Annotated in this window: 13 protein-coding genes and 1 tRNA gene; 9 read left to right on the forward strand and 5 right to left on the reverse strand. The window is 37.8% G+C overall.

Annotated elements, in window-relative coordinates:
• On the forward strand, positions 1-240 hold a 240-nt coding region (locus BM084_RS19315; protein ID WP_218152255.1), incomplete at its 5' end, for a hypothetical protein.
• Between the two features lie 99 nt (positions 241-339).
• On the opposite strand, the gene BM084_RS17985 is transcribed toward BM084_RS19315, so the two are convergent.
• The 4 genes from BM084_RS17985 to BM084_RS18000 are packed head-to-tail and all read right to left on the reverse strand — an operon-like array spanning position 340 to position 6977.
• Entirely contained in the window at positions 340-3813 is a 3474-nt protein-coding gene (locus BM084_RS17985; protein WP_093306449.1) for an efflux RND transporter permease subunit, read from the reverse strand.
• A gap of 6 nt (positions 3814-3819) precedes the next feature.
• The gene (locus BM084_RS17990) at positions 3820-4992 is read right to left on the reverse strand and encodes an efflux RND transporter periplasmic adaptor subunit (protein ID WP_093306459.1); all 1173 of its coding nucleotides are present in this window, start codon (positions 4990-4992) and stop codon (positions 3820-3822) included.
• 22 nt (positions 4993-5014) lie between these two features.
• Complete coding sequence (locus BM084_RS17995; RefSeq protein ID WP_075325134.1) at positions 5015-6370, reverse strand: TolC family protein; 1356 nt, start codon at positions 6368-6370, stop codon at positions 5015-5017.
• The gene (locus BM084_RS18000; RefSeq protein ID WP_075327867.1) at positions 6360-6977 is read right to left on the reverse strand and encodes a TetR/AcrR family transcriptional regulator; all 618 of its coding nucleotides are present in this window, start codon (positions 6975-6977) and stop codon (positions 6360-6362) included. The genes BM084_RS17995 and BM084_RS18000 overlap by 11 nt, the downstream gene beginning before the upstream one ends.
• Positions 6978-7117: 140 nt before the next feature.
• On the opposite strand from BM084_RS18000, the gene BM084_RS18005 reads away from it, so the two are divergent.
• The 3 genes from BM084_RS18005 to odhB all read left to right on the forward strand — a co-directional run bounded on the left by BM084_RS18005 (position 7118) and on the right by odhB (position 12420).
• Positions 7118-8092, forward strand: coding sequence for a polyprenyl synthetase family protein (locus BM084_RS18005; protein ID WP_075325133.1), 975 nt, complete (start codon positions 7118-7120; stop codon positions 8090-8092).
• Between the two features lie 217 nt (positions 8093-8309).
• Entirely contained in the window at positions 8310-11078 is a 2769-nt protein-coding gene (locus BM084_RS18010) for a 2-oxoglutarate dehydrogenase E1 component (RefSeq protein ID WP_075325132.1), read from the forward strand.
• A gap of 64 nt (positions 11079-11142) precedes the next feature.
• On the forward strand, positions 11143-12420 hold the full coding sequence (gene odhB / locus BM084_RS18015; protein WP_075325131.1) for a 2-oxoglutarate dehydrogenase complex dihydrolipoyllysine-residue succinyltransferase: 1278 nt from the start codon (positions 11143-11145) through the stop codon (positions 12418-12420).
• Positions 12421-12672: 252 nt separating this feature from the next.
• On the opposite strand, the gene BM084_RS18020 is transcribed toward odhB, so the two are convergent.
• Positions 12673-13110 carry a retropepsin-like aspartic protease gene (locus tag BM084_RS18020; RefSeq protein ID WP_075325130.1) on the reverse strand — a complete coding sequence of 146 codons (438 nt, stop codon included), beginning with the start codon at positions 13108-13110 and terminating at the stop codon, positions 12673-12675.
• A 52-nt stretch (positions 13111-13162) separates the two neighbouring features.
• Here BM084_RS18020 and BM084_RS18025 point away from each other — a divergent pair, with 52 nt between their 5' ends.
• The 5 genes from BM084_RS18025 (at position 13163) to BM084_RS18045 (ending at position 17177) form a co-directional block, all read left to right on the forward strand.
• Positions 13163-13930 (forward strand): TatD family hydrolase, encoded by a 768-nt coding sequence (locus BM084_RS18025; protein ID WP_177195731.1) that lies wholly within the window; start codon positions 13163-13165, stop codon positions 13928-13930.
• A 50-nt stretch (positions 13931-13980) separates the two neighbouring features.
• Positions 13981-15123, forward strand: a complete 1143-nt coding sequence (locus BM084_RS18030; protein ID WP_093306452.1) for a 1-acyl-sn-glycerol-3-phosphate acyltransferase — start codon at positions 13981-13983, stop codon at positions 15121-15123.
• Positions 15107-16135: an asparaginase gene (locus BM084_RS18035; protein WP_075325127.1), complete on the forward strand. Its 1029-nt coding sequence runs from the start codon at positions 15107-15109 to the stop codon at positions 16133-16135. The genes BM084_RS18030 and BM084_RS18035 overlap by 17 nt, the downstream gene beginning before the upstream one ends.
• A gap of 72 nt (positions 16136-16207) precedes the next feature.
• A tRNA-Ser gene (locus BM084_RS18040) sits at positions 16208-16295 on the forward strand.
• A 78-nt stretch (positions 16296-16373) separates the two neighbouring features.
• On the forward strand, positions 16374-17177 hold the full coding sequence (locus BM084_RS18045) for a MotA/TolQ/ExbB proton channel family protein (protein WP_075325126.1): 804 nt from the start codon (positions 16374-16376) through the stop codon (positions 17175-17177).
• Positions 17178-17183: the final 6 nt, after the last annotated feature.

Below are 17183 nucleotides of genomic sequence, written 5' to 3' on the forward strand. Positions count from 1 at the left end.
AAAGATAGATCGCTGGTACCGTCGACGTCTAAGGATGTGTATCTGGAAACAATGGAAACGCATCCGCACGAAAGGAAAGATGCTTATCAAGCTTGGCCTGAACAAGTGGAAAGCGTGGGAATATGCCAACACGAGGAAAAGTCACTGGCATATCGCCAACAGCTTTATCCTCACAAGGACCATCACCACGCACAGACTGAGACAGGCTGGCTACCCTTTTCTGCTGGATTATTATTCTAAAGTTAGAACATAAATTAGGGAACCGCTCAGTACGGATCCGTACGCTGAGTGGTGTGAGAGGACAGATAGGGAATTAATCCCTATCTTCCTACTCGATTTTTAAGCTTTTGCTTCCAGTTTTCGTTGTTTTCGCTCCTGGCGCTTATCAGCGGTTTTAACCTTGGCTCTGTTTACCAGGTAAAACATCACGGGAACTACAACCAGTGTAAGGAAGGTGGCAAACACCAACCCAAAGATCACCGTCCAGGCCAGTGGCCCCCAGAAGATCACGTTGTCACCACCAATAAATACTTTTGGATCGTAATCTGTGAACAAACTAAAGAAATCTATATTCAATCCTACTGCCAACGGAATTAAACCAAGTACGGTAGTAATTGCGGTAAGTAATACAGGTCGCAACCTCGATTTTCCACCTCTCACAATACAGTCATAATACTGCTCACGGGTAAGTAAATCATCATCATCTAAATTCAGGTCGCGCTTTTTCCGGTCTATAAGAATTTGTGTATAGTCAATAAGTACAATAGCATTATTTACCACAATCCCCGCGAGGGAGATGATCCCCATCATCGTCATAATAATAATGAAATCCATCTGGAAAATAATAAGTCCAAGGAAAACACCCACCAAACTCAATACCACTGCCATAACAATGATAATTGGTTTAGACAGCGAGTTGAATTGTGCCACGAGAATAAGCAGGATTCCACCCATCGCGATAAGCAAAGCTTTAAGTAGAAAAGCCATGTTCTCTTCCTGTTCTTCCTGCTCACCTGTAAATTCCAGGGTGATATCTTTTGGAAGATCATAACTTCTAAGCGCTGTTTTTAACTGGCTCACAATCTCGTTGCCATTATAACCCTGAAGCACGTTTGAGTAGAGGGTTATTACCCTTTTCAGATCTTTTCTTTTAATAGAACTAAAGGAAGAGGCAGATTCTGTAGTAACCAAAGAAGAAATTGGCACCTGAATTATTTCTCCCGTGTTCTGATCTTTAAAGGTAATTGGCTGGTTGAATAATACGTTTTCATCATAACGATATTCATCAGCAAACCTTAAGTTTATTTCGTAATCATCATCACCTTCTTTGAATGTAGAAACCTCTTCGCCATAAATAGCCCTTCTTAAAGTTTGTCCTACTTGCGAAGTAGTCACTCCAAGCTGTCCCGCTTTTCTTCGATCTACATTTACACTTAATTCGGGTTTAGATTTGTTAACGTCTATTTTAAGTTCCTCGATTCCGGCGATACTAAGATCGTTAACGTAGGAACGTAAGTTTTCAGCCTCCAGGAGCATTTGTTCATAATCTTCACCTTTAAGCTCCATATTTATTGGATAACCCGTGGGTGGGCCGGCAGCATCTTTTTCTACCACAATAGAAGCACCGGGGAATCCCTGAACGGCTTCCCGAACTTCAGATAGAACTTCGCTACTGCTCACACCACGCCTTTCGGTAAACTCACGCATAGAAAGCGTGACCTTGGCTTTATGTGGCATTTCATTTTGTTGGCCACCATCGGTTTGAGGATTTCCTGCACCTTCACCAACCTGAGAAATGGCTGACTCTACCATAAAGTTGTAACCATCTTCATCTTCGTACTGCTTAATAGCGTCAAAAATGCGTTGCTCCACCTCTTTGGTAAGGGCGTTGGTTTTATGAATATCGGTTCCCTGAGGATATTCAATATAAGTGATAACCTGGTTTGGTTCATTTTCAGGAAAGAATAAAACCTTTGGTTGTACCAGGCCAATCAATACAAAAGAAACGAACAGTAGGAGTAAGGTTCCAAAAAACGTTAGATAAGCTTTCTTTCCGCGTAGCGCATATTTCAGGGTTTTTTCATACGCATTTTCCATTTTTTTTAGTGCCGTGTATTGAAAATACTCCACACCTTTGGAAATAAAATATTTATATACCCAAAGTAAAATAGCAGCTAAGATTAGTATATTTCCAAAAGCTCTAAGTGCCCCTGCATCTACTACAAAACCTACTATTAAGAGTAGTGCTCCAAATACTGCGAGAATAGAACTTATTTTTATAAGCCTCTTTTTTGTGAATTCTTCCTCTTCGGTTCTCATAAATTGGGAGGTAAGCATCGAGTTGATGATTAGCGCGACAAAAAGAGAAGAACCTAAAACTATAGACAAGGTAATTGGGAAAATTACCATAAAACTACCAATTATACCCGGCCAGAGTCCCAGTGGGAAAAAAGCAGCTAAAGTTGTAGCGGTTGAAGCAATAATTGGCCAGGCAATTTCACCTAAACCTTGTTTTGCAGCCTGTTTTCGCGGCATACCTTCGTCCATTAATGTATAGACGTTTTCTACCACCACAATACCATTATCCACAAGCATTCCAAGCCCCATGACCAGGGCAAAAAGTACCATGGTATTTAATGTATATCCCATACTGGAAAGAATAATATAGGAGAGGAACATAGATAAAGGAATCGCAATCCCGACAAACAATGCGTTTCTAAACCCGAGGAAGAACATTAAGACCAAAACCACCAAAATTACCCCAAAAATAATGTTGTTCACCAGGTCGTCTACCTGGCTTCGGGTGTTGGTAGAAAGGTCGTTAGTAAGGCTTATGTGTAAACTCTCCGGCAGATATTCTTTCTGCTCTTTTTTTACAATTTCTTTGATCTGGTCTACGGCTTCGATCATGTTTTTACCGGCACGTTTTTTAACGTCCAGCATCACCACCGGGTCACCATATTCCCGGGCAAAAGTGGTTGCATCTTTTTCCCTAAAATTAATTTTAGCAATATCCTGAAGGAAAATATTACCACCATCGGTTTTTACCACAACATTTTCGAGCTCGCTGGGATCTTCAATTTCCCCAACAATCCTTATGTTTTTCTGTACTCCGCTGGTAATTACATTTCCACCCGAAATTGTTCGATTTTCACCACTCACGGCATTTACAATATCTGAAAAACTAACTTTTGAAGCCGTCATTTTATAGATATCTACTGCGATTTCAACCTCCATTTCTTCAGCACCACGAATACTCGCTTCTTTTATCTGCGGAAGTAATTCTATGCGTTCCTGAAGGTATTCGGCATATTCCTTTAACTGCTGAACGGTGTAATCTCCCGTTAGGTTGATGTTTAGAATAGGTTGTTCTTCGGAAATATTAAGATCGAACACATTGGGTTCTACTTTTGCGCCATTATCTAAAGTAGGCCAGGTAGTTTCGGCTTTTACCATATCTACCTTGTCTTTTACCTTGGTTTTGGCACTTTCTACTTCAACATCTTCTTCAAATTCTACAATTACCAGGGAGTAATCCTGGAAAGTAGAAGAAGAAATCTCTTTTACTCCCGCAACATCATTAAACTCTTCTTCGAGCGGTTCGGTGATGAATTTCTCTACGTCTTCGGCAGAGTTCCCGGGGTTAATTGAGCTAACATAAATTTTGGTTTCCACAACCTCGGGAAAGGTTTCCCTTGGCATATTGTAGTACGACATGAGCCCGCCAATCATAATAATGGCGATAATTACATATACCGTCATTTTATTATTGATGGCCCAGGACGAAAGCTTAAATTCTTTATCTAAATTCATTGCAGCTTAGTTTCTTATTTTAATTTCCTGACCATCTCTAAGGTTTTTTGCACCTTCCACAATCAGGGTTTCACCTGTTTCTAATCCGTTGGTTATTTCTACTTTATTATTATAGGAATATCCTGTTTCTACAATCTTTCTTTTTGCAGTACCAATATTTTCTTCTCCTTCTTTTTCCTGAAGCGTGAATACCACACTTTCTCCTTGCGAATTTTTAAGCAAAGCATTCTCTGGAATTACGATGGCGTTTTCTGCAGTATAATCGTTTAATCTAATGGTTGCGATTTGATTTGGTTTTATCATCCCGTTTTCATTGGGAACTGCAACCTGAATACTGAACGAACGGTTGTTAGGGTTAATAGTGTTTCCAACCCTTCTAATTTCACCTTCAAATTCACGATCCAGGGAACTAATTTCTACAATTACCTCGGTACCTTTTCCCACAGTATTTAGATAATTTTCTGGTACAGCAGCTTCTACATACATATTCTTTAGGCTTACTAAACGGAATAACTGACTTTGTCCAGGGCTTACAACTTCGCCCTGCTCGGTAAGTACTTCGTCTATAATACCGCTAAAAGGTGCTCTTACAATAGTTTTATCCAGCTGTGACTGTAATCTTTTTACTGAATTCTGCATAGATTCGTAATTGGTTTTAGCTTCTAAATACTGCATTTCAGATCCAATATTTTGTTCCCATAAACGCTTCTGGCGTTCAAAAGTGGTTTTGGCTAAAGTTGCCTGGGTTTCCAATTGAGCCAATTCGCTTGAAAGTCCGCCGTCATCAATTTTAGCAAGTACCTGTCCCTTATTTACCTGTTGGCCTTCTTCTACCCGAAGATCTTGCAGAATTCCTGAAAATTCAGAATAAATTACAATGTTCTCATCGGTAGCTACATCTCCCTGTACTTCGGCGTAATGCTTAAATAAAGTATCGCTAATTTGTTGAATTTCTACCAGGTCTAAACGCCGGGTTTTATCTAAACGGTCTATAGCCTGATCCAGTTTGTCTAACTTTTGAGTAAGATCACTTTGTTGCTGACTTAATTCAGATTTCTTGGCTCTAATTTCAGCAAGATCTTCATTTTCTATAATTTCTTCTACAGATTTTCCTTTCTCATTGCTTCCGCAGGAAAGCAATAGAAGTGGAATACTTAATAAAACAGCTAACTTTTTCATTCTTAATATTTGATGGGTATATTTAATCTTCATTGTTATATTTTCTGGTATCCAATAGATTTTCTAATTCTACCTTGGCAGTTATTACATCCAGCATGGATTGCAAAAAGTCTTGCTGCGCCTGGTAAAGTTGGCGTTGTGCTTCGCTAAGCTCAAAACTGCTGGCAATTCCTTCAAAAAATTTAATTTGATTTTTATTTTCTATCCTTTCGGCCAATTCAAGGTTTTTCTTTTGGGCCTGGTAGTTCTCAAGGCTAAATTCGTAATCACTTTTAGCTGAATTTATTTGGCGTTTTACTTCATTTTCAGTTTGTTCCAGTTCTACCATTGCCTGTTCATAGGCAATTTGTTTTTGCTGAGTTCTGGAGTTTCGCATACCGCTGCTAAAAATGGGAATATTTAAACTCACCCCTAAAATAGATTGGCCAAAATATTCCTGGTCCTCATCAAAAAAGGTAAACTCCTGGCTAAAGCCCTGAACTCCATAATTTAGAAATCCGCTTAAAGAAGGCAGCGCTTTAGATTTTTCTAATTTCACTTCTATTTCCCGGGAATCGGCAGTATTGGCGGCAATACGATAATCTATATTTTCTTCTACCGGAATTTCTTCCTGTAAAAGTTCCAAATCAAAATATTGCATTGCTAAAGTGTCTAATTCTTCGGTTAGATTCACAGGTATTTCTACCGGAATCCCGAGTGTTAGATTAAACATTTCGTAAGCGATGTCTCGCATCCGTTTACTTCTGCTTAAGTTATTTTTTAAATTAAGCAATGTGATTTCCAGCTGTTCTACATCTTCCTGTTCGGCGAGCCCATTTTTATAGATCTCGTTGGTTTCATCGTAATTCTTCTGAACGTTTTCCACGTTTTTTTGAAGAATAGCTACGTTTTCTTCCGCCAGTAAAACATTTCCGTAGGCATTAATTACTGCTTTCTTTATTTCGAGATCGGTTTTTGTTTTCGCATTTTCAGAAATTTGAAGCAAAGTTTTGGCCGATTGAATTCCTACAATATAAGAACCGTCAAAAATTAACTGGTTCCAGGTGGCAGTGGCGTTTACGTTGTGCTTTGTGCCAAAAGTAACGGGGATAAATTCGCCGCGTTCTCCTCCTGCAATTTCGGCGGGAAGTAATTGTACGGGTAGTTTTAAATTGTTTTGGTAATCGCCGGTGGCACTTACCTGGGGTAATCCCTGGGCAATAATTTCCCATTTTTGCTTCAGGGCAATTTCAACATCTTTTTGCGCGTTTATTGAAGAATAATTATTCTCCAGGCCAAACTGTATAGCTTCTTCCAGTGAAAAACTGTAATCTTCCGGAGTTTCCTGAGCTATGCTGCTTAGCGAAATCAGTAAAATTAGCAGGTATCTAAATTTCATTTTTTTGCTTATTAGTTTTAATTAATTCTTCCAGGGTATTTAAACCTTTCTGTGTGCAAATGGAGTTGAGGTGGTATCTTAAAAAATAGTCCATCAATTTTGCATTGCTGTATTCGTCTTCTGGGAAGAGGTTTTTATCTTTTATACCCAGCATTCCCACAAAGTAAATTCTGCTTACAAAAGATATAGGAATGTCGCCCTTGTAATGACCGGTAGTAATGCCTCGTTCCAGGTTGTCTATTACAATACGCTGTACAATTTCAAATTGTTTGTCCCTTAGCGGATAATAGACCTCGGGATAATACTTTTTTAGCTGAAATTGAGGGGAACTCTTTTCATTTTTCAGCATTTGCATGGCATACTTTTTCATCTCGTAAGATTCTACAATAGGATTTAATTTTTTAGCGCTAAGAATGCTAATTCCCTGCTCAATTTCTTTAATTAAATACTCTACTGTAGCCTTCACTAACTTGGTTTTTGTGCTAAAATGTGCATAAATGGTTTTCTTTGAGATAGCCATTTGTTGCGCAATGTCATCCATCGTTACACTTTTAAAACCGAGTCTTAGAAAGAGGTCTGCTGCATTTTTTAAAATATCTTCTTTCACTTTTTCTGTAATTTCGTGCAAAACTAAAGCAAGGAAACTTAAAAAACAACAAAAGTTTCCTTAGTTTTTAGTAATTTAACTTCTCTTATAGAATTTGAAGTACGCTCAATTATGTATTTTAGCCGGAAAATTTTTTTGGTATGAAGTCTGTTGCTGAATATAGAGAAGCTTTCCAGGAGTATTTAGATCTTAAAATGCAGGTAAGAAAGCCTGAAAATCTTTACGAACCTATGAAGTATATTCTGGGTTTGGGGGGTAAACGCTTAAGGCCTGTTTTGGTACTTATGGCCACCGATATTTTTGAGGCAGACTATAGAAAGGCATTAGATGCCGCACTTGCCATAGAGGTTTTTCATAATTTCTCTTTGGTTCATGATGATATTATGGACGATGCGCCTTTAAGACGTGGCCAGGAAACTGTTCACGAACGCTGGGATATAAATACCGGAATTCTTTCTGGCGATGCCATGCTTATAAATGCGTATCAGCTTTTTGAAAATTATGAAGGCGAAACTTTTAAAGAATTAGCGCGTTTATTTACCAAAACAGCTATTCAGGTTTGTGAAGGCCAGCAATATGACATAGATTTTGAAACCCGGGATGATGTTGCCATAGAGGATTATATAAGAATGATAGAATTTAAAACCGCGGTTCTGGTTGGGGCTTCCTTGCAAATGGGAGCCATAGTGGCCGGCACTTCTACGCAATGTAAAGAAGCGGTTTACGAATTTGGACGCTTGTTGGGAATTGCATTTCAGCTTCAGGACGATTATTTAGATGCTTTTGGAGATCCAGAGACATTTGGAAAACAACCCGGTGGTGATATTATTGAAAACAAGAAAACCTTCCTTTATTTAACAGCTCTGGAAACTTCCGGAGCAAGTGAAGCCCAGCAGTTGGAGCATTTATACACGATTAATCCGGCAGAAACTTCAGGAAAAATAGAAGCGGTTAAAAATCTTTTTGAAAGTAGTGGCGCTGCAGAATTAACGCGGCAGGAAATAGAAAAATATACCAATAAAGCTTTTGATGTTTTAGATAAAATTGAAATTGCTGAAGAGAAAAAAATTCCGTTAAGACAATTCGGGGAAATGCTTATGAATCGTAAGGTCTAATTTACGGCAAAATCCCGATTGAGAGATTCTTAATTTTTAGGCGGTTACACCTAATATATTTGCAAACAATAAACAATTTTGGGGACATCCTGAAGTTTCTACTATGTTAAACTTCTTATAATTCATAAGATAAATATATAGTTTGCTACCCCCTGTTTTTGCTAAAAATTGTATTTTTGCTGTGTTTTACACTCAAAAGAAACATTAGTTTCAAATTATGGATAGATTTTCATTTTTAAATGCTGCACATACGGCATATTTCGCCGAACTTTACGATCAATATCTTCAGTACCCCGATAGTGTAGAGCCCAGTTGGAGGGCTTTTTTTCAAGGTTTTGACTTTGGAATGCAACAAAACGGAGTTTCTGCGGAAACTATGGAAGAAGCTCCAGTAGATTTCCAGGAAGGAGAAATTCCCGAACACGTTACAAAAGAATTTAAGGTAATTAGACTTATAGATGGTTACCGAACCCGCGGCCATTTGTTTACCAAAACAAACCCGGTAAGAGAGCGCCGCAAATATCGCCCAACCTTAGGTATTGAGAATTTTGGCCTGGAAGAAAGCGATTTGGATACTAAATTTAATGCCGGGGAGATGCTTGGCATCGGGCCCAGCACGCTTCGGGATATAATAAAACATCTTGAAAAAGTTTATTGTGAATCTATCGGGATAGAATATATGTTTATTCGGAAACCTGAAGAAATTCAATGGATTCAGGATAAGCTGAATAAGAATGAGAATCATCCTAACTTTAGTGATGAGGAAAAAAAGAAAATCCTGAAGAAGTTAAATCAGGCCGTTTCCTTTGAATCATTTTTACATAGAAAATATGTAGGTCAAAAACGTTTCTCGCTAGAAGGTGGAGAAAGTTTAATCCCGGCCTTAGATGCGCTTATTGAAAAAGCAGCAGATTATGGGGTAAAAGATTTTGTAATGGGTATGGCCCACCGTGGGCGTTTAAATACCCTTACTAATATATTCGGAAAAAGCGCTAAAGATATTTTTAGCGAATTTGACGGAAAAGATTATGAGCAGGATATTTTTGATGGAGACGTAAAATATCACCTGGGCTGGACTTCCTGTAGACTTACAGATAATGGAAAAGGAATAAACATAAATATAGCGCCAAACCCTTCGCATCTAGAAGCGGTAGGACCTGTTGTAGAAGGTATTACAAGAGCCAAGCAAGACAGGCATTATGGTGGTGATAATATGAAAGTGCTTCCTATACTTGTGCATGGTGATGCCGCTATTGCAGGGCAGGGAGTTGTTTATGAACTTGTGCAAATGGCTAAGCTGGAAGGTTATCAAACCGGCGGAACCATTCATATTGTTGTAAATAACCAAATTGGATTTACCACAAACTACCTTGATGCGCGATCGTCAACCTATTGTACCGATGTTGGGAAAGTAACGCTTTCTCCAGTATTGCACGTTAATGCTGATGATGCTGAAGCTGTAGTTCATGCGATTTTATTTGCTTTAGATTTTAGAATGAAGTTTAAGCGTGATGTATTTATAGATTTATTAGGTTATAGAAAATACGGGCATAATGAAGGTGATGAACCTAAATTTACCCAGCCTAAATTATATAAAGCCATCGCAAAACATAAAAATGCGATGGATATTTATGCCGAAAAACTTAAATCGGCAAATATTATAGACGACGATTACCTTAAAAAGCTTGAAGAAGAGTATAAGGCAGATCTTGAAGAGAATTTAGAAGATTCCAGGAAAGAAGAAACCACCAAGATCACTCCTTTTATGTACGATGAGTGGGAAGGTTTTGATAATGTGCGTGAAGAGGAAATGATGAAGGAGTTTGATACCACCTACAAGATAAAAGATCTTGATAAAGTGGCTGAGGCGATCTCTAAATTACCCGAGGATAAGAAGTTTATGCGTAAGGTGAAAAAGATTATAGACCTGCGTAATCAACTTTATTTTGAAGATAATAAGCTGGATTGGGCTATGGCCGAGCATCTCGCTTATGGTTCTTTAATGAAAGAAGGGTATAATATTAGAATTAGCGGTCAGGATAGTGAAAGAGGTACATTCTCTCACCGTCACGCTATTGTAAAAGTAGAAGATAGTGAAGAAGAAATTATTCTTCATAATAATATAGAGGGCAGAGATGGCGATTTCTTTGTGTATAACTCCCCGCTTTCAGAATACGGCGTAATGGGGTTTGATTATGGCTATGCTATGGCAAGTCCTAAAACCCTGGTTATTTGGGAAGCCCAGTTTGGAGATTTCGTAAATGGTGCGCAAATAATGATAGATCAGTATATTTCTGCTGCAGAAGATAAGTGGAAATTACAAAACGGATTGGTGCTTTTCTTACCTCACGGTTACGAAGGCCAGGGTGCAGAACACTCTTCAGCCAGAATGGAGCGTTTTCTGCAACTTTGTGCAAAAGATAATATGTATGTGGCAGATGTTACTACACCGGCCAATATGTTCCATATCTTGCGTAGGCAGATGAAAGCAGGTTTTAGAAAACCATTGGTTATTTTTACTCCAAAAAGTTTGCTAAGACACTCTAAAGTAATTTCAACTAAAGAAGATTTTGCAGAGGGAAGTTTTCAGCCTGTATTAGACGATCCAAAAGCGAAAGTTAAAGACGTAAAATCTTTAGTTTTCTGTACCGGTAAATTTTATTACGATTTATTGGAATATAAAGAAGAAAACGATCGTGACGATGTAGCCTTAGTACGTGTGGAGCAATTATTCCCGCTGCCTATTGAAAAAATGAAAGAAGCGATCAAGAAATACAAAAATGCAGATGATGTAGTATGGGCCCAGGAAGAACCAAGAAATATGGGGGCTTACGGGCATATGTTATTGCATTTTGATGAAGCTAAAAACTTTAGGGTTTGCAGTAGAAAATTTTATGGTTCTCCGGCTGCTGGAAGTTCTGTAAGATTTAAAAAGCGTCACGATAAAGTGATTGCAAGTGTTTTTGACAAAAATTTAGAAGAATAAATTAATATAGAATTTAAGGTTTTCGCTTTCGCGGAAATAACAATAAAAAATAAAAACAAAGATCATGGCCTTAGAAATGAAAGTTCCTTCTCCGGGAGAATCTATAACCGAAGTTGAAATAGCCGAATGGTTAGTTGAAGACGGCGACTACGTAGAAAAAGATCAGCCAATTGCAGAAGTAGATAGCGATAAAGCTACACTGGAACTTCCGGCTGAAGCCAGCGGTATTATCACGCTCAAAGCCGAGGAAGGTGATGCTGTGGCTGTAGGAGAAGTGGTGTGTCTAATCGATACCGAAGCTGAAAAGCCTGGTGGAGGTGATGATAAAAAGGAATCTAAAGAAGATAAAGAAGAGTCTAAAGATGATTCTTCAGATAAAAAGGAAAAAGAAGATAAGGATAAGGCCGAGGCTAAAACCCAGGAACCTTCTAAATCTTCAACACCTTCTCAAAAACAGGATTCTCATGCAAAAGGTAGTCCGTCTCCTGCTGCTAAAAAAATCCTTGACGAAAAAGGCGTTGATGCTAAGGATGTAGAAGGAAGTGGAAAAGATGGCCGAATAACTAAAGAAGATGCTGTACAGGCAAAAGCTTCTATGGGAAGCCCGGGTAAAGGAAAACGCGGGGAGTCTAAGAAGAAAATGTCTATGTTGCGTAGAAAAGTAGCTTCTCGATTGGTTTCAGTTAAAAATGATACCGCGATGCTTACTACTTTTAACGAAGTAGATATGCAGCCTATCTTCAACTTAAGAAAGAAATACAAAGAGGAATTTAAAGATAAGCACGGCGTAAGTCTTGGCTTTATGTCTTTCTTTACATTGGCCGTGGTTCGTGCGCTAGATCAATATCCAGGTGTGAATTCTATGATAGATGGCGATCACCAGGTAAGTTTTGATTATAAAGATATTAGTATAGCGGTTTCTGGTCCAAAAGGTTTAATGGTGCCGGTAATAAGAAATGCTGAAAATCTTAGTTTTAGAGGAGTAGAAGATGAGGTAAAACGTTTAGCTACTAAAGCCCGTGACGGGAAAATTACCGTAGATGAAATGACCGGTGGTACTTTTACTATTACAAATGGTGGAGTATTTGGTTCTATGCTTTCTACTCCAATTATTAATCCGCCGCAAAGTGCAATTTTAGGAATGCACAATATTGTAGAACGTCCTGTGGCTATAGATGGTCACGTAGAAATTCGTCCTATTATGTATGTAGCCCTTTCTTACGATCATAGAATAATTGATGGAAAAGAATCTGTAGGTTTCCTTGTAGCAATTAAAGAAGCTATAGAAAACCCTGAAGAATTATTGATGGATAACGATGTAAAAAGAGCCCTGGAGCTTTAAGCATTAGAATACATATAAAACAAAAAAGGCAGCCACACGGCTGCCTTTTCAATTTTTAAATAATAAATTAAAACAAAAATAAATTTAAGATGTTTAAAAATAAAACGCATACCACGAAGATGCTTAATATAATATAAAGGAGTTGGTCGCGAAGTTTATTTTTAGACACTACAGGCATTGCTAACATTAATTTAATCAAACTTAGCTAACAGGCGTTCGCGAATCAAGGGGATAATTCCCCTTTATAAAATTCTATTTTAAATAAAGAGAAGGTGTTTTATAGTCTATTACAGCCTTCCCTTTCTTTAAAATATCGGCACCAATAATACCGTGAACTTTTTCGGCTTCGTGATTAATAAGAGCTTCGTTAACATGCCTTAAATCAAATAGCACCAGGTCTACTTTTTTCTTTTTCCAACCTTTTATTTCAATTCGGTTTTTTTGGGCAATTTGTGTGAGCATATTGGTGGCACCTGCACCCGCAGCTTTAATATCACTATCTTCGGCAAGAAGTTTAAAATGTTCTACCGCTTCCAGGCCTACACAAGTGCTGGAAGCTCCTGTATCCAGGATAAAGTTTCCTTCAATATTATTAATTTTGGCTACCAATTCCAGGTGTTGGGTTTTGGTGTATTTCAGTTTTATGCGTTTAAAACCTTTTTCTTTTAGGAATTTTTTTAAAGATGACATTCTTTATGTTTTTCGCAAAGATAGGTCTTCAAAATAAATTATTTTTGCTTTTATGATTTTAACCGATACGCACATACATCTTTATAGCGAAGATTACGAAAAAGACCGTGACGAACTTATAGAAAACGCCTTTCAGCAAAATATTGAACGGTTTTTTCTTCCGGCCATAGATTCTGAAACTACCGAGGCTATGTACGAGTTGGAAGCCAGGTATCCAGAAAATGTTTTTTTAATGATGGGCTTGCATCCAACCCACGTGCAGGAGAATTATGAAGAGGAATTAATACATGTAGAAGAGCAGTTTGAAAGAAGAAGGTTTTATGCCGTAGGTGAGATAGGGATAGATTTGCATTGGGATAAAAGTACACTGGCAATTCAACAGGAAGCTTTTAGAAGACAAATAAAACTCGCTAAAAAATACAAGCTTCCCATAGTAATTCACTGTAGGAAGGCTTTTGATGAGATTTTTGATATTTTAGAAGAAGAAAAAAGCGACGATCTTTTTGGGATTTTTCATTGTTTTACCGGAAACCTGGAGCAGGCGAAACGCGCTCTTTCTTATAACCTGAAACTCGGAATTGGCGGGGTAGTTACCTTTAAAAATGGAAAAATAGATAAATTTCTGAATGAAATTCCACTTAAAGAAATCGTTTTGGAGACCGATGGGCCGTATTTGTCCCCAACGCCTTTCCGTGGAAGGCGTAACGAACCTGAATATCTTATAAAAGTAGCAGAAAAACTTGCTGAAATATATGAAAAACCACTAGCCGAAATTGCTGAAATAACTACTCAGAATTCAAAAGATATATTTGGGATATAAAGGAGGTTAAAATTAAAATTTGTTCATTTGCCTAGCTAACACAATTTTGCGTGAAAGAATTTGAAGACATAAGGTTTTACAACGAGAATGAGGTGCAACCTGCCTTGCAGGAGCACATGAGACATCCCATGTTTAAAACACTGTTGCAGTTTACGTTTCCTGAGAAAAGTTCAGGGGAAATTGCTGCAATTATAGGAGAATGCCATTCTATTAGGGATTTTCAAACTAAAGTAATTTATAATTCGGTATTAAAAGTTATTGAAAAAAGTACGGAAGGACTTACTTACAATGGTTTTGAAAAATTAGACAGCGATCAACCTTATTTTTATATATCCAATCATCGCGACATTATTCTGGATACTTCCTTGCTGAATACTTCTTTGTATGAGCAGGATCTTATTATGACGGCTTCAGCTATTGGAGATAATCTGGTACAAAAGCCTTTTCTCATGGCCCTATCCCGCTTAAACAGGAATTTCCTGGTAAAACGCGGACTTAGCCCCAGGGAAATGCTTAAAAGTTCCATGGTACTTTCAGAATATATAAAGCAGTTGCTCCTGGAAGAAGGTAGATCGGTTTGGATGGCGCAGCGAGAGGGTAGAACCAAAGATGGCAGCGATTACACTCAACAAGGAGTATTAAAAATGCTTGCTATGGCTAAAGGCAAAAAAAGCCTGGCCGAGTATTTTGCCGAACTAAAAATTGTTCCGGTAGCGATTTCTTATGAATTTGATCCTACCGATATTTTAAAAATGCCCGAACTTCTTGCCAAACGAATGAAAGAAGAATATGTAAAATCGGCTAACGAAGATTTTAATTCTATTATGCAAGGTGCTCTTGGCAACAAAGGGCGTATTCATATAAGTGCTGGAAAAGTGCTTGGTAAAGAAGTTTTTGAAAAGATTGAAAATGAACATTCTTCTTTAAATGCACAGCTTAAAGCCGTGGCATCTAAAGTAGATGAACATATCTATAAAAATTACAAATTGTGGCCGGCAAATTATATTGCTTTCGATTTGTTGAAGAATTCAGGAACTTACGCTGAAAAATATTCAGATAAAGAAAAAAGGCAGTTTGAGCGCCGACTTAGCCGAAGGGTAGATGTAAAAAATTCCCTGGAACTAAACAGTTATTTATTAATGTATGCAAATCCTGTAATAAATAAAGAAGCGCTATATGAAGAAAAGAGCTAAAATCTTACTTATTTATACCGGGGGGACCATTGGTATGATTAAGGATTATGATTCTGGAGCCCTTAAAGCCTTTAATTTTGATGAATTACTACAAAATATTCCAGAGCTTAAAATTCTGGAGCACGAAATAGACACCCTAAGTTTTGACGATCCTATAGATTCCTCTAATATGAATGTGGAATGCTGGGTGAAAGTTGCCAATACAATTAATGAAAACTTTGAAACCTACGATGGTTTTGTGGTATTGCATGGCAGCGATACTATGTCTTACACAGCATCCGCGCTTAGTTTTATGTTTGAGAATTTAACTAAACCCATTATTTTTACCGGGTCACAATTACCTATTGGAGATTTAAGAACAGACGCTAAAGAAAATCTTATTACCAGTATTCAAATTGCCGGTTTACAGAAGAATGGAAAACCGGTTATTTCTGAAGTTGGGCTTTATTTTGAATATAAATTATATCGCGCCAATAGAACTACAAAGATTAATGCCGAACATTTTCAGGCTTTTGCTTCGTTAAATCATCATCCCTTAGCTGAATCTGGTGTATATCTTTCTGTTAATTACAATGCTTTATGGCGTCCAAATCGCCGACAAAAAACAAAATTGCACACAGGATTTAATAATGAAGTGCTTATTTTAAAGATTTTTCCGGGGATAAATGCAAAAACCGTAGAATATATGTTGTCAAAACCCGGTCTAAAAGGAGTGGTTTTGGAAACTTACGGAAGCGGAAATGCCCCCAGTGATGAGTGGTTTCTGGATATTCTAAAAAGAAAAATTTCTGAAGGATTATTCGTAGTAAATGTTACCCAATGTATTGGAGGAAGCGTAGTTATGGGTCAGTACGAAACCAGTGTTCAACTTAAAAAAATAGGGGTGGTATCTGGCAAAGATATTAGTACTGAAGCTGCGGTTGCAAAATTAATGTATCTTTTAGGAAAAGAATTGTCTCCTAAAGTGTTTAAAACTATCTTTGAAACTTCTCTTAGAGGGGAAATGTCATAAAATTAACGGCAGATGCTTGACGAAGTATATTTTTTTTCGTTATTTGGCGCACCGTTTAGAAAACGTTAAGAAAGAGAGGTGGCCGAGTGGTCGAAGGCGCACGCCTGGAAAGTGTGTATACGCCACAAGCGTATCGAGGGTTCGAATCCCTTCCTCTCTGCAATAATTATTATATTTTTATTAAAAATTTATTTTTATATCTTTAACCCTTTAACTAATTAAATTAAGACAAACAGTAATGAAAAGATTATTTTCTATTTTGGTAATCGCCGCGGTGATGGTACTTGGAGCCGGAAACCTTAATGCGGCCAATAATGTTAACACATTACCTGGTACAATTGTAAACTTTGTACAAGATGAAGAGGCTGCAGCTGCCGCAGATGAGGCAGAGGAAGAAACTCTTGGTTTTCATCAGGAACTTAAAAAACGATTTATAGAAGGTGGTCCTGCATTTATGGGGATTGTTCTTTTATGTTTAATTCTTGGTTTGGCTGTTGCCATAGAGAGAATTATCTTTTTAAACCTTTCTACAACTAACACCAAAAAATTGGCTAGAGATGTAGAAGACGCTTTAAATAGTGGTGGTGTAGAGTCTGCTAAGGAAGTTTGTAGAAATACAAAAGGACCTGTTGCTTCTATCTACTATCAGGGTCTTGACCGTGCAGACGAAAGTATTGACGCGGCAGAAAAAGCTGTTGTAGCTTACGGTGGAGTACAAATGGGACAGTTAGAGAAAAACGTTTCCTGGTTGTCTTTATTTATCGCTATTGCTCCTATGCTTGGTTTCATGGGTACTGTAATTGGTATGATTACCGCCTTCGATAGAATTGAAGCTGCTGGTGATATGCAACCATCTCTTGTTGCCGGAGGTATTAAAGTGGCACTTCTTACAACCGTATTTGGTTTGATCGTGGCTATTATTCTTCAAATATTTTATAACTATATTATCGCTAAAATAGATAGTATTGTAAACGATATGGAAGATGCATCTATCACTCTTATCGATATGTTGGTAGCTTACAAAAACAAAAAAAGAATCTAAGACCAG

This window comes from Salegentibacter agarivorans, from assembly GCF_900113135.1.
GTDB lineage: Bacteria > Bacteroidota > Bacteroidia > Flavobacteriales > Flavobacteriaceae > Salegentibacter > Salegentibacter agarivorans.

Coding starts and splice junctions, on each gene's coding strand:
- BM084_RS17985 (WP_093306449.1), bottom strand. CDS start 3,813: ATGAATTTAGATAAAGAATTTAAGCTTTCGTCCTGGGCCATCAATAAT.
- BM084_RS17990 (WP_093306459.1), bottom strand. CDS start 4,992: ATGAAAAAGTTAGCTGTTTTATTAAGTATTCCACTTCTATTGCTTTCC.
- BM084_RS17995 (WP_075325134.1), bottom strand. CDS start 6,370: ATGAAATTTAGATACCTGCTAATTTTACTGATTTCGCTAAGCAGCATA.
- BM084_RS18020 (WP_075325130.1), bottom strand. CDS start 13,110: ATGTCATCTTTAAAAAAATTCCTAAAAGAAAAAGGTTTTAAACGCATA.
- BM084_RS18010 (WP_075325132.1), top strand. CDS start 8,310: ATGGATAGATTTTCATTTTTAAATGCTGCACATACGGCATATTTCGCC.
- BM084_RS18045 (WP_075325126.1), top strand. CDS start 16,374: ATGAAAAGATTATTTTCTATTTTGGTAATCGCCGCGGTGATGGTACTT.
- odhB (WP_075325131.1), top strand. CDS start 11,143: ATGGCCTTAGAAATGAAAGTTCCTTCTCCGGGAGAATCTATAACCGAA.
- BM084_RS18005 (WP_075325133.1), top strand. CDS start 7,118: ATGAAGTCTGTTGCTGAATATAGAGAAGCTTTCCAGGAGTATTTAGAT.
- BM084_RS18025 (WP_177195731.1), top strand. CDS start 13,163: ATGATTTTAACCGATACGCACATACATCTTTATAGCGAAGATTACGAA.
- BM084_RS18035 (WP_075325127.1), top strand. CDS start 15,107: ATGAAGAAAAGAGCTAAAATCTTACTTATTTATACCGGGGGGACCATT.